Here is a 12112-nt window from a genome sequence, read left to right on the forward strand (position 1 = left end):
CGAGTGCTTCATGACCTTCGAGCACCTGGCCAGCGACGGCCGGGCACGCCGCGGACGCCTGACCTTCCCCCGCGGCACCGTGGAGACACCGGCCTTCATGCCGGTGGGCACCTACGGCACCGTCAAGGGCATGACGCCCGCCGCGGTGGAGGAGATCGGCGCCGAGATCATCCTCGGCAACACCTTTCATCTGTGGCTGCGCCCGGGCACCGAGGTGGTCGAGGCCCATGGCGACTTGCACGACTTCGCCCAGTGGGACAAGCCGATTCTCACCGATTCGGGCGGTTTCCAGGTATTCTCGCTGGGCGAGATGCGCAAGATCACCGAGGAAGGGGTGCACTTCCGCTCGCCGGTGGACGGCGCCAAGGTGTTCATGGGCCCCGAGGAGTCGATGGCCGTGCAGCGCGCGCTAGGCTCGGATGTCGTGATGATCTTCGACGAGTGCACGCCCTACCCGGCCAGCGTCGAGGAGGCCCGACGCTCCATGGAGATGTCGCTGCGCTGGGCCAGGCGCTCCCGCGACGCCCACGGTGACTCGCCCTCGGCGCTGTTCGGCATCATCCAGGGCGGCATGTACCCGGACCTGCGCGAGGCTTCGCTTGCGGGCCTCGAGGCCATCGGCTTCGACGGCTACGCCATCGGTGGCCTTTCGGTGGGCGAGCCCAAGGCGGCGATGATCGAGGTGCTCGACTACCTGCCCGAGTGGATGCCTGCGGACAAGCCGCGCTACCTGATGGGGGTGGGCAAGCCAGAAGACCTGGTGGAGGGCGTGCGCCGCGGGGTCGACATGTTCGACTGCGTGATGCCCACCCGCAACGCCAGAAACGGCCATCTGTTCACCGCCGAGGGCACGGTCAAGATCCGCAACGCCAAGCACCGCCATGATACCGCCCCGCTGGAGGTGGACTGCGACTGCTACACCTGCCGGCACTTCTCGCGCAGCTACCTCCATCACCTGGACCGCTGCAACGAGATGCTCGGCTCGATGCTCAACACCATCCACAACCTGCGCCATTACCAGCGCCTGATGGCCGGTTTGCGCGGTGCAATCGAAGCGGGTACATTGGCCAACTTCGTGGAAGGCTTCTACGCGCAGCGCCGCCTGCCGGTTCCTCCCGCACCGATTTGACCCGCGGCCGGCCCGTCAGGCCGACCGGCAACCATTCCCTTTTCACCACCCAGGAGAGCGTCATACATGCTGGACTTCTTCATCTCCCCGGCCATGGCCCAGGACGCCGGCGCCGCCGGTGGCGGCATCGCCCAGATCGTCATGCTGGTCGGCTTCGTGGCCATCTTCTACTTCCTGCTGTGGCGCCCCCAGGCCAAGCGGGCCAAGCAGCATAAGCAGCTGGTCGCCGGCCTCTCCAAGGGTGACGAGATCGTCATCGGCGGCGGCATGCTGGGGCGTGTCACCAAGGTGAGCGACGAGAGCGAGTTTTTGACCATGGAGATCGCCGAGGGCACCGAGGTCAACGTGCAGAAGAACGCCGTGGCTGCCGTGCTGCCCAAGGGCACGCTCAAGTCCATCTGACCGGGCCGCGCCTTCGCCACCGCCCTCGCCGGGGCGGTGCGTGGGCCGCCCCGCGGCCATCGGAGCGGGCGCCGGCCGGCCTGCCCCGCGGCCGCGCCCCGATCCGCCAGCCTCCATTGCCAGCAACCTGAGGGCAGGGCCCCCATGCTCAACCGTTATCCCCTGTGGAAGTATCTGCTGATACTCCTCGTCCTTCTCGTCGGCCTGATCTACTCCCTTCCCAACCTGTTCCCTGCCGATCCGGCCGTGCAGATCAGTAGCGACCGGGGTGGCGTCACCGTCGACGAACGCCAGGTGGAGCGCATCCGTACCCGGCTCGATGAGGCCGGCATCGAGGTCCAGGCCGTCGAGCGCGAGCCCGCCAGCGTCCTAATCCGCCTCGAGAGCACCGATGATCAGGCACGGGCCCGCGACCTGATCAGCGATATGCTGGGTGGCGACTACACCGTGGCGCTCAATCTCGCCGAGTCTACGCCGGAGTGGCTGCAGTCGCTCTCCGCCTCGCCCATGACCCTGGGCCTCGACCTGCGCGGCGGCGTGCACTTCCTGCTCGAGGTCGACATGGAAGCCGCCCTGGCCCAGCGCCTCGAGGTCAATGCCAGCGCCATGCGCGAGATGCTGCGCGACGAGCGGATCCGCTATCGCAATACCGAGATCGGCACACGCTCCATCCGCATGGACTTCATGAACGCCGAGGACCGCGATGCGGCGCGCCGGCTGATCAGCCGGGAGTACCCCGGGTTCGACTTCCAGAACCGCGATGCCGGCCGGGGCGCCGCGCTGCGCATGACCCTCACCGACCAGCAGGTCGAGGAGATCCAGGACTACGCCATCAACCAGAACCTCACCACCCTGCGCAACCGGGTCAACGAGTTGGGGGTGGCGGAGCCGCTGGTCCAGCGCCAGGGCCCGGCGCGCATCGTGGTGGAGCTGCCCGGCGTGCAGGACACCGCCGCCGCCAAGCGCATCGTCGGCGCCACCGCCAACCTGGAGTTCCGTCTCGAGGCTCGCCCCGACACGCCGGAGGCCGAGACCCAGACCTTCCCGTTCCGCAACGAGCCCTCGCGCAGCGCCACCCTGATGCGCGACGTGATCATCACCGGCGACAGCGTCTCCAGCGCCAGCCGCAGCTTCGACGAGAACGGCCGGCCCCAGGTCAACATCGACCTGGACGGCACCGGCGGCACCCTGATGAACCGCGCCACCCGCACCAACATCGGCCGCAACATGGCGGTGCTCTACATCGAGCACAAGACCCGCGAACGCACGGTGATGGAAGACGGTGAGGCCGTCACCGTCCGTGACCCCTACACCGAGCGCGGCATCATCAGCCTGGCCACCATCCAGAGCGCGCTGGGCAACAGCTTCCGCATCACCGGCCTCGACTCGCCCACCGAGGCCGCCGAGCTGGCGCTGCTGCTGCGCTCAGGCTCCCTGGCGGCACCGATCTACTTCGCCCAGGAGCGCACCATCGGGCCGAGCCTCGGTGCGGAGAACATCGAGCGCGGCGTGCTCTCGGTGCAAATCGGCCTGCTGCTGGTGGTGGCCTTCATGCTGGTGCGCTACAAGGTGTTCGGCGTCTTCGCCACCCTCGCCCTGGCGCTCAACCTGACCCTGCTGGTGGCGGTCATGTCGATGCTCGGGGCCACCCTGACGCTGCCGGGGATCGCCGGCATCGTGCTCACCCTGGGGATGGCGGTGGACGCCAACGTGCTGATCTTCGAGCGCATCCGCGAGGAGCTACGCACGGGGCTGTCGGTTCAGCAGGCCATCCACGCCGGCTATGAGCGCGCCTTCACCTCCATCGTCGACGCCAACATCACCACCCTGCTGGTGGCGCTGATCCTGTTCTCGATCGGCACCGGGCCGGTCAAGGGCTTCGCCGTGACCCTGTCGCTGGGCATCCTGAGCTCGCTGTTCACCGCCTTGATGGTGACCCGAGCGATGGTGAACCTTACCTACGGCGGCAAGCCGGTCAAGACGCTCCGGATATAAGAGGTGGTCATGAAAACCCTCATCAATCGACAGTTCGACTTCATGGGCAACCGCCGCATCGCCTTCGCGATCTCCGCGGCGCTGCTGGTGGTGTCGATCGCCGCCCTGGTGGTCAACGGGCTCAACCTGGGCCTGGACTTCACCGGCGGCACCCTGGTGGAGGTCCGCTACGCCACGGCCCCCGCCCTGGACAGCATCCGCCAGACCCTGGAGGCCGCCGGCTTCCAGGATGTCTCGGTGCAGACCTTCGGCGCCGCCACCGAGGTGCTGATCCGCCTGCAGCAGGCCTTCGACCCCGATGTCGGCGAGCAGGTGGTGGCGCTGCTGCGCCAGGGCGGCGAAAGCGTCGACCTGGTGCGCGCCGAGTTCGTCGGCGCCCAGGTGGGTGACCAGCTGCGCGACCAAAGCGGCCTGGGCATGTTGGTCGCCCTGGGCATCGTGATGCTCTACGTGGCCGCCCGCTTCCAGTACAAGTTCGCCCTGGGCGCCCTGCTGGCCCTGCTGCACGACGTGATCATCGTGGTCGGCACCTTCGCGCTGTTCGGCTTCGAGTTCGATCTCACCGTGCTGGCCGCCGTGCTGGCGGTGATCGGCTACTCGCTCAATGACACCATCGTGGTCTACGACCGCATCCGCGAGAACATCCGCAAGTCGCGCATCGACGACATGCCGATCATCTTCAATGAGGCGATCAACCAGACCTTGTCGCGGACCCTGGCGACCTCCGGCACCACGCTGCTGGTGCTGCTGGCCCTGGTCACCCTGGGCGGTGACATGATCCACTTCTTCGCCGTGGCGCTGATCATCGGCGTGGTGATCGGGACCTTCTCGTCCATCTACGTGGCCGCGGCCCTGCTGCTACCGCTCAAGCTGCAGCGCGAGGACCTGATCCCGGCCAAGAAGGAAGACCCGGAGGCCGAGGAGCTGCCCTAGGCCGGCGCCTCTGCCTGCGCTGCGCCGCCAGCAGACGGCGCTGATGCGAAGACGCCACCCGGCATGCCGGGTGGCGTCTTCGTTTCATGCCTGACTCTTGTCAGGGAGCCTCGCTGAAGCGGATACGCGGTCCGAAGATCTCGTAATGGAGCTGGTCGTCGCCATAGCCCATCCGCTTGAGCAGGATGTTCAGCCCCGCCATGAAGGCCGTGGGGCCGCAGAAATAGACATCGCCGCGACCCTCGAAGGGCAGCCACTTCTCGAGGATGGCCGAGTCAAGGTAGCCGAGATGGTCGGCCCCCTCCCCCTGCTCGTAGGCAACATAATACTTGAAGCCCTTCTGCGCACTCAGCGCGCGAAGCTCATCGTGCATGACATGGTGCGAGCGGTCGCGGCAGCAGTGGATGAACACCAGGTGCTCGAGATCCCAGCCTTGCTTTACCGCATTGAGCAACATGCTGACCAGCGGCGTGATGCCGATCCCCCCGCCGATCAGCACCGGCCTTTCGAAACGCCTCTCGACGACAAAATCACCGGTGGGCGGCCGCAGCCAGACCCTGTCACCGACACTGGCACCGTGCAGGAAGTTAGAGACCTGGCCGGGGAGCGAAGTGCCGGCGGCCTCCGCCTTGACGGTAATGCGATAGTAAGGCTCCCCGGGGGCACTGGATAGCGAGTACTGGCGGATCTCGTCGAACGGTGAGGACGGCGGCCGGGTCTTGACCCCCACATACTGACCGGGACGGAAGTCGGCGATCGGCTGGCCGTCTTCCGGTCGCAGGTAGAAGGACTTGACCTCGTCGGTCTCGCGCTCGGTCCTGTCGATGAGGAAGGCGCGATCACCGCGCCAGCCACCGGGTGTGGCCTCGTTCGCCTGATAGACCCCCTCCTCGGTCTGGATGAAGATCGCCGCCAGGGCCTCGTAGGCCTCTGCCCACGCCGTCAGCACGGGATCATCATCGTGCAGCTTGAGGTGGTCGCGAATCGCTTCCAGCAGATACTGGCCGACGATGGGGTAGTGCTCCGGGGCTACCTGCAGGCTGGCATGCTTGTGGGCGATGCGCTTGACCACCGGCCCCAGGGCCTCCAACTGGTCGATATGGCTGGCATAGGCGAAGACCGAATCGGCCAAGGCACGCGCCTGCTCCCCCTTCGCCTGGTTGGCCATGTTGAAGATGTGCTTGAGCTCGGGGTGGTGGCTGAACAGCTTATCGTAGAACAGGCGGGTGATCCTTTCCCCTTCATCCTCGAGTAGCGGGGCGGTGCTCTTGACCGTATCGATGGTGGACTGGGACAGCATGCAACCCTCCGGTTTGACGTGCGGGCCTTAAGTGGTATTCATAATACCTTTTTCTGGCCGGATCAAGCAGGAGGCAACATTCCTCCTGCTTGATGGCCCGGTCGCGTGGGACCGGCGGCACCCGGGGCGGGGCGGTTGAGAGTTGGCCTAGGCGACGCTCTGGGCGTCGGGAGAGAAGACTTCGCGAGCGTGGTGATAGAGCACGCCGGTATAACCGTTGCGCTGCATCAGCTTGAGGATCTTGGCGGGATTCTCGTCATCGAGGGCGCGGCGCAGCTTGTCCCGCTGCTCGGCATCGAGGGCCTCGTGCCAGGGGGGCGGCTCGCCATTCGCGCTGGCCTCCTCGGCCCGGCGAATCAGGTCCATCTCGACCCGGCCGCCGTAGCGATACAGGAGGTCATAGCCCTCCTGAAGATGCACGGCGGGGACATCGCAGGGTTTCTCCAGGCTTTCCAGCACATTGTGGTAATAATAGCTGAGCGGTTGCATCATCACTCCTCTCGCGAGTGGGGTTCATGGCCCGGCGAGGCCGGGGCGCATGAAACCGGGTGGCTGCAGGTCACTCCCTCCCCAAACCTATACCAACACACCGAGACAGAACAGTCCCGTCGACGCCGGGTCATCCGCCCCGAGCAGGCCCTGAATGCAAGACGCCCCCGCGGCCAGGCCGCGGGGGCGTCTTGCGTGGCCATTCCGGCTCCACCGGACCGCCGAGCCTCGAGGCTAGAAGTGCGGCTTGAGCTGCTTGACCAACGCCTTGTAGAGGCGGGGGCCGGCGGCCATCAGCTGGCTTTCGGGCGTTACCGAAGGCTGGCCGTCGGGGGTGCCCATCAGCGCGCCGGACTCCTTGAGCAGCAGGGTCCCGACGTGCATGTCCTGCTCCTCCAGGCCCAGCACGAAGGCTGCCTCGACCCGCCCAGCAGCCAACTCGGCCAGGTCCAGCAGGCCACTACCCGAGGCGCGCTGCACCTCGATCTGCGGTGCGAGCTGCTCGACCAGGGTCAGGTAGGCGGGCAGCAGGCGGGCACGCAGCCAGGTCTCCGGCAGGCTCATGGCGATGCGGCTGCCGGCAATCGCCGTGCTCCTCGGCACGCGGATGCGCTTGCCGTTGAGCTGGGCACCGCGGCCACGGCTGGCCAGGTATTCATCATCGCTGAAGGGGCAGATCACCACCGCATGCTCCGGGCGGCCCTTGACCAGGCAGACCAGCGACAGCGCGAAGCTGGGCGAGGCGACGCACAGGTTGGAGTACCCATGGAAGGGTTCAATGCGCCACAGCACGTCGCTACCCTCGCCTTCCCCGCTGCGATGGGGGGTATAGCGACCGACGACGCCATGCTGAGGGTAGCCGCGAGATAGCTGACGGGTGATCAGCGTCTCGGCGTTGCGGGCGGCGTCCTCGAGCAGGCGGTCGAGGTTGTGTTCTTCATGGGCGTTCTCGATGCGCTCGCGGATACGCAGGAACTGTTCGCCGGCGCTGCGCGCGGCGCGCAGCGCAAATTGGACCATCGGATGCATGATCGGGCCTTGGGGAGTCGGTGGTGTTAAAGAACGGGGCTTTCGCTCGGAACGATGGCGCGAATCCTAGCAGAGCCCGGCCCGTAGCGCCACGGCCCTTGCCCCTCGGCGCTCGGCGCTCGGCGCTCGCAACATGCTAGACTCCCATTCCTGCCGTTCCACCAGCCTCACAGGAAGTTTCATGCTCGACCGCATCCGCATCGTCCTGATCGGCACCAGCCACCCCGGCAACATCGGCGGCACGGCCCGCGCCATGCACAACATGGGCCTCTCGGACCTGGCCCTGGTGGCCCCGCGCTGCAAGGCGATCACCGCCGACAGCGTCTCCCGGGCTTCGGGCGCCGACCGCCTGGTGCACGACGCTCGAGTGGTGGCCTCCCTCGAGCAGGCGGTGGCGGACTGCACCCTGGTGGTGGGCGCCAGTGCCCGCTCGCGCACCCTGCCCTGGCCGATGATCACGCCTCGCCAGCTCGGCAGCCAGCTTCCCGAGGAGCTGGCCGACCCCGAGGCCCACGTGGCCCTGGTCTTCGGCCGCGAGGACAGCGGACTGACCAATGCCGAACTGCAACGTTGCCATGCCCACGTGCATATCCCCACCAACCCGGACTTCAGCTCGCTGAACCTGGCCGCCGCCGTGCAGGTGCTGGCTTACGAGTGTCGGCTCGCCTGGCTCGAGGGGCGCCCGAGTGATGCCGACACGGCCTCCGCCTCCGCCCTGGCCAGCCATGCGGAGCTCGAGCACTACTTCGCCCACCTGGAGCGTACTCTGATCGATATCGGCTTCCATGACCCGGCGACCCCCCGCCAGCTGATGGCCCGACTACGCCGCTTCACCCTGCGCGCCCGGCCGGAGCGCATGGAGCTCAACATCCTGCGCGGCATTCTCACCGCCACGCAGCAGCAGGCCGAACGCGCCACCGGCGACGACGGGACGCCTTGAAGCGCCGCCGCCGTGCCCCCACTATAAAAGCCTCTTCTATAAAAAACCTCCTCCTTCGCCCGCCACCAAGGACCGCTGCATGCTTCAACGTCTGCGCGAGGACATCAACAGCGTATTCGCCCGCGACCCGGCGGCGCGCAACTTCCTGGAAGTGCTGACCAACTACCCGGGCCTGCATGCCCTGCTGATCCACCGCCTGAGCCATCGACTATGGCAGCACAACCTCAAGTGGCTGGCACGGACCCTGTCGACCTTCTCGCGCTGGCTCACCGGCATCGAGATCCACCCCGGGGCGAAGATCGGCCGGCGCTTCTTCATCGACCACGGCATGGGCGTGGTGATCGGCGAGACCGCCGAAGTGGGCGACGACGTGACCCTCTACCAGGGCGTGACCCTTGGCGGCACCAGCTGGAACCAGGGCAAGCGCCACCCAACCCTGGAGGACGGGGTGATCGTCGGGGCCGGCGCCAAGATTCTAGGGCCCTTCAGCGTAGGCACCGGGGCCAAGATCGGCTCCAACGCCGTGGTCACCAAGGAGGTGCCCGCCGGCGCCACGGTGGTGGGCATCCCCGGCAAGATCGTCAAGCGCGACGAACCCGACAGCGCCGAGGCCCTCGAGGTGGATCCCGCACGCCGCGAGGCGATACGCCAGAAATTCGGCTTCGACGCCTACGGGGTCAGCCAGGACATGCCCGACCCGGTGGCCCGTTCGATGCAGGCGATGCTCGACCACATGCATGCGGTGGACGAGCGCATCGAGCGCATGTGCCAAACCCTGCGCAAGGTGGACGCCAGCTACCGCGACGGCCAGCTTCCCGAGCTGCGCGACGAGGACTTCGCCGAGATCCTCGACGACGTGGATAGCGGCTGCTCACCGGCAGAGCGCGAGGGAACCGCCACTTCCCGCCAGCGTGAGCCGAAGCCGCCCGCCCGGGGAAATGGTTGACCACGCTACTCGGTCTTTACCATAATGTCGGTTCGACCCGACCTCTCCCAGGGACGTCGGCACGCTTCCATCGACCGCCGACCCACGCGTCGTCGCCGAGGTAACTTCCTCATGCGCCTGACCACCAAGGGACGCTACGCCGTCACCGCCATGCTCGACCTGGCGCTGAATGCCAATGCCGGCCCGATCAGCCTCGCCGATATCTCGCGCCGACAGGAGATCTCGCTGTCCTACCTCGAGCAGCTGTTCGCTCGCCTGCGGCGGGCGCGCCTGGTGGAGAGCGTGCGCGGCCCCGGTGGCGGCTACCTGCTGGCCATGGCGCCGGAGACAATCACGGTGGCCCGGGTCATCGATGCCGTCAACGAGTCGGTGGACACCACCCGCTGCGGGGGGTTGTCGGACTGCCAGCAGGGCGATACTTGCCTGACCCACCACCTGTGGAGCGAGCTCTCCGAGCAGATCCACGGCTTCCTCGAGAGCGTCACCCTGGGCCAGCTCGCCGGACGCCCCGACGTCCAGGCGATCGCCGGCCGCCAGCGCCGCCGGCAGGACGGCGACACCATCCTGGCCTCGTCGCCCTGAGCGACCGGCCGCTTCACCTCCAGAATCCTCAAGCGAGCCCATGAGCGCACCCGTCTATCTCGATTACGCCGCCACCACCCCAGTCGACCCACGGGTTGCGGAGGTCATGAGCCGCCACCTGACCCTGGACGGCATCTTCGCCAACCCCGCCTCGCGCAGCCACATGCCCGGCTGGCAGGCGGAACAGGCCGTGGAAGTCGCCCGTCGCCAGGTCGCCGACCTGATCGGTGCCGACCCCCGCGAGATCGTCTGGACCAGCGGCGCTACCGAGGCCGATAACCTGGCACTGACCGGCTTCATGCGCGCCAACCGGGCCCGCGGCCGCCACCTGATAACCTCACGCATCGAGCACAAGGCCGTGGTCGACACGGCGACGGCGCTGGAGGCCGAGGGCGTCGAGGTAACCTGGCTGACGCCGGATCGTGATGGTCGCATCGCGCCACAGCAGCTGCGCGCCGCCATGCGCGAGGACACGGTGCTGGTGTCGCTGATGGCAGTGAACAACGAACTCGGCGTCATCCACGACCTGGCGGCGCTGGCCGAGGTGGCCCATGCCGGGGGCGCCGTCTTCCATACCGACGCCGCCCAGGCGGTGGGGCGCCTGCCCCTGGACGTGACGCGTCTGGGCATCGACCTGATGTCGCTGTCCGGCCACAAGGCCTACGGGCCCAAGGGCGTCGGCGCCCTCTATGTCCGGCGCGACCCGGACCTGCGCCTGGAGGCGCTGATCCACGGCGGCGGCCACGAGCGCGGCATGCGCTCCGGAACCCTGCCGACCCACCAGATCGTCGGCATGGGGGAAGCCTTCACCCTCGCCGGTCGCGAAGGCGAGGCCGACCAGGCACGGATCCTCGCCCAGCGCGACCGCCTGCTGGCCGGGCTCGAGGGGCTGGAGGGCATCCATCACAACACGGCTCTCGACGTGGCGGTGCCCAATATCCTCAACCTGGCCTTCGAGGGCGTGGATGGCGAGTCGCTGCTGATGGCTCTGCGCGACATCGCGCTGTCCACCGGGTCGGCCTGCAACTCGGCCAGCGTCGAGCCATCCTATGTTCTGAAGGGCATCGGGGTGCCGCGGCACCTGGCACTGGCCTCGCTGCGCATCAGCCTCGGCCGCTTCACCACCGAGGACGACATCGACCGGGCCATCGAGGCCCTGCGACACGCCTTCACCGGCCTGCGTCGTCAGACGTCCTGATCCACCACCGCTTGCAGGAGAACAGCATGGCGCACCTTTCGATCACCACTTCCGCCGCCGAGCAGATCCGCCGGGTGCTCGAGGAGCGTGGCCACGGCCTGGGCCTGCGGGTCTCGGTCAAGCCCAGCGGCTGCTCGGGCTACAGCTACGTGCTCGACTTCGCCGACGAGGCGGCCAATGACGACGTGGCCTTCAAGGAACACGGCGTCAGTGTCTTCGTGGCCCCCGAGGCCCTGGAGATGCTCGACGGCAGCGAGGTCGACTACGTATCCGAGGGCCTGAACCGGTACTTCCGCTTCAACAACCCCAACGTCAAGGACCAGTGCGGCTGCGGCGAGAGCTTCAGCGTCTGAAGCCGCCAGGTGGTCGTCGTCAGAGTCGTGTGTTCGGGGCTACTCCGTCGACAGGTCTTCGAGGGGGCGCTGTGAACCCCTCCATGGGCGCTACCGATTCCATCCCTGGAATAGGACCCCCTCTTCGGCCTGTCCCCGGCGCTCCTCGCTTGTGCAATGGCGACGCCCCTCGTCGGAACCGGAGCGCGATTGTTTATCGCCGCCCCGGGGCGGTATACTCTGCGCCCAGTCGGCGCCCGGCGCCGCGCCGCTTGATTCGCCACGCCGCGCCGTCCCCGCCTCCTCACCGGAGCACGGGGGCGGCGCGGCGTCATCCCGTACTTCCTTTTAACCGGAGATATGCCCCCATGGCCAACCAGCGCACCCTGTCCATCATCAAGCCCGACGCCGTCGCCAAGAATGTGATCGGCGAGATCGAGAGCCGCTTCGAGAAGGCCGGCCTCAAGATCGTCGCCGCCAAGATGCTCCAGCTGTCTCAGGAGCAGGCCGAAGGCTTCTACGCCGAGCACAAGGAACGCCCCTTCTTCAAGGACCTGGTGGGCTTCATGACCTCCGGTCCGGTGGTCGTGCAGGTGCTGGAGGGCGATAACGCCATCGCCGCCAACCGCGACCTGATGGGCGCCACCAACCCCAAGGAAGCCGAGGCCGGCACCATCCGCGCCGACTACGCCCAGTCCATCGACGCCAACGCCGTTCACGGCTCCGACTCACCGGAATCCGCCGAGCGCGAGATCGCCTACTTCTTCGAGGACAGCGAGATCTGCCCGCGCGGCTGATCGCCTGTCACCGGCGGGGGGCTCCCACCCCCGCTCAGCC

General features: G+C 67.4%; 13 protein-coding genes. 10 read left to right on the forward strand and 3 right to left on the reverse strand.

The window, feature by feature from the left end:
* Positions 1 to 10 precede the first annotated feature (10 nt).
* From tgt to secF, 4 genes are all read left to right on the forward strand, one after another.
* Entirely contained in the window at positions 11 to 1129 is a 1119-nt protein-coding gene (tgt, locus tag FHR94_RS13150; protein WP_183326181.1) for a tRNA guanosine(34) transglycosylase Tgt, read from the forward strand.
* A 66-nt stretch (positions 1130 to 1195) separates the two neighbouring features.
* On the forward strand, positions 1196 to 1531 hold the full coding sequence (gene yajC, locus FHR94_RS13155; RefSeq protein ID WP_183326182.1) for a preprotein translocase subunit YajC: 336 nt from the start codon (positions 1196 to 1198) through the stop codon (positions 1529 to 1531).
* Positions 1532 to 1675: 144 nt separating this feature from the next.
* Positions 1676 to 3526 carry a protein translocase subunit SecD gene (gene secD / locus FHR94_RS13160; RefSeq protein WP_183326183.1) on the forward strand — a complete coding sequence of 617 codons (1851 nt, stop codon included), beginning with the start codon at positions 1676 to 1678 and terminating at the stop codon, positions 3524 to 3526.
* Positions 3527 to 3535: 9 nt separating this feature from the next.
* Entirely contained in the window at positions 3536 to 4459 is a 924-nt protein-coding gene (gene secF / locus FHR94_RS13165) for a protein translocase subunit SecF (RefSeq protein WP_183326184.1), read from the forward strand.
* Between the two features lie 100 nt (positions 4460 to 4559).
* Here the strand turns inward: secF and hmpA are convergent, their stop codons facing one another.
* The 3 genes from hmpA to FHR94_RS13180 all read right to left on the reverse strand — a co-directional run bounded on the left by hmpA (position 4560) and on the right by FHR94_RS13180 (position 7277).
* Positions 4560 to 5759 carry an NO-inducible flavohemoprotein gene (hmpA, locus tag FHR94_RS13170; RefSeq protein WP_183326185.1) on the reverse strand — a complete coding sequence of 400 codons (1200 nt, stop codon included), beginning with the start codon at positions 5757 to 5759 and terminating at the stop codon, positions 4560 to 4562.
* A gap of 147 nt (positions 5760 to 5906) precedes the next feature.
* Positions 5907 to 6248, reverse strand: a complete 342-nt coding sequence (locus FHR94_RS13175) for a hypothetical protein (RefSeq protein ID WP_183326186.1) — start codon at positions 6246 to 6248, stop codon at positions 5907 to 5909.
* Between the two features lie 234 nt (positions 6249 to 6482).
* The gene (locus FHR94_RS13180; protein WP_183326187.1) at positions 6483 to 7277 is read right to left on the reverse strand and encodes an inositol monophosphatase family protein; all 795 of its coding nucleotides are present in this window, start codon (positions 7275 to 7277) and stop codon (positions 6483 to 6485) included.
* Between the two features lie 181 nt (positions 7278 to 7458).
* Here FHR94_RS13180 and FHR94_RS13185 point away from each other — a divergent pair, with 181 nt between their 5' ends.
* From FHR94_RS13185 to ndk, 6 genes are all read left to right on the forward strand, one after another.
* Positions 7459 to 8217, forward strand: a complete 759-nt coding sequence (locus FHR94_RS13185; RefSeq protein WP_183326188.1) for an RNA methyltransferase — start codon at positions 7459 to 7461, stop codon at positions 8215 to 8217.
* A gap of 79 nt (positions 8218 to 8296) precedes the next feature.
* On the forward strand, positions 8297 to 9163 hold the full coding sequence (cysE, locus tag FHR94_RS13190) for a serine O-acetyltransferase (protein WP_246389954.1): 867 nt from the start codon (positions 8297 to 8299) through the stop codon (positions 9161 to 9163).
* Positions 9164 to 9274: 111 nt separating this feature from the next.
* Positions 9275 to 9745, forward strand: a complete 471-nt coding sequence (locus FHR94_RS13195) for an Rrf2 family transcriptional regulator (protein ID WP_183326189.1) — start codon at positions 9275 to 9277, stop codon at positions 9743 to 9745.
* A 40-nt stretch (positions 9746 to 9785) separates the two neighbouring features.
* Positions 9786 to 10943 (forward strand): aminotransferase class V-fold PLP-dependent enzyme, encoded by a 1158-nt coding sequence (locus FHR94_RS13200; RefSeq protein WP_183326190.1) that lies wholly within the window; start codon positions 9786 to 9788, stop codon positions 10941 to 10943.
* Between the two features lie 26 nt (positions 10944 to 10969).
* Entirely contained in the window at positions 10970 to 11296 is a 327-nt protein-coding gene (locus FHR94_RS13205) for a HesB/IscA family protein (RefSeq protein ID WP_183326191.1), read from the forward strand.
* Positions 11297 to 11643: 347 nt separating this feature from the next.
* On the forward strand, positions 11644 to 12072 hold the full coding sequence (ndk, locus tag FHR94_RS13210) for a nucleoside-diphosphate kinase (protein ID WP_183326192.1): 429 nt from the start codon (positions 11644 to 11646) through the stop codon (positions 12070 to 12072).
* Positions 12073 to 12112 lie beyond the last annotated feature (40 nt).

It is taken from the genome of Halomonas cerina, assembly GCF_014192215.1.
Taxonomy (GTDB): domain Bacteria; phylum Pseudomonadota; class Gammaproteobacteria; order Pseudomonadales; family Halomonadaceae; genus Halomonas; species Halomonas cerina.

Bases quoted from the DNA above. Each gene is read 5' to 3' on its own strand.
- tgt (WP_183326181.1), top strand. From the start codon at position 11: ATGACCTTCGAGCACCTGGCCAGCGACGGCCGGGCACGCCGCGGACGC.
- yajC (WP_183326182.1), top strand. From the start codon at position 1,196: ATGCTGGACTTCTTCATCTCCCCGGCCATGGCCCAGGACGCCGGCGCC.
- secD (WP_183326183.1), top strand. From the start codon at position 1,676: ATGCTCAACCGTTATCCCCTGTGGAAGTATCTGCTGATACTCCTCGTC.
- secF (WP_183326184.1), top strand. From the start codon at position 3,536: ATGAAAACCCTCATCAATCGACAGTTCGACTTCATGGGCAACCGCCGC.
- hmpA (WP_183326185.1), bottom strand. From the start codon at position 5,759: ATGCTGTCCCAGTCCACCATCGATACGGTCAAGAGCACCGCCCCGCTA.
- FHR94_RS13175 (WP_183326186.1), bottom strand. From the start codon at position 6,248: ATGCAACCGCTCAGCTATTATTACCACAATGTGCTGGAAAGCCTGGAG.
- FHR94_RS13180 (WP_183326187.1), bottom strand. From the start codon at position 7,277: ATGCATCCGATGGTCCAATTTGCGCTGCGCGCCGCGCGCAGCGCCGGC.
- FHR94_RS13185 (WP_183326188.1), top strand. From the start codon at position 7,459: ATGCTCGACCGCATCCGCATCGTCCTGATCGGCACCAGCCACCCCGGC.
- cysE (WP_246389954.1), top strand. From the start codon at position 8,297: ATGCTTCAACGTCTGCGCGAGGACATCAACAGCGTATTCGCCCGCGAC.
- FHR94_RS13195 (WP_183326189.1), top strand. From the start codon at position 9,275: ATGCGCCTGACCACCAAGGGACGCTACGCCGTCACCGCCATGCTCGAC.
- FHR94_RS13200 (WP_183326190.1), top strand. From the start codon at position 9,786: ATGAGCGCACCCGTCTATCTCGATTACGCCGCCACCACCCCAGTCGAC.
- FHR94_RS13205 (WP_183326191.1), top strand. From the start codon at position 10,970: ATGGCGCACCTTTCGATCACCACTTCCGCCGCCGAGCAGATCCGCCGG.
- ndk (WP_183326192.1), top strand. From the start codon at position 11,644: ATGGCCAACCAGCGCACCCTGTCCATCATCAAGCCCGACGCCGTCGCC.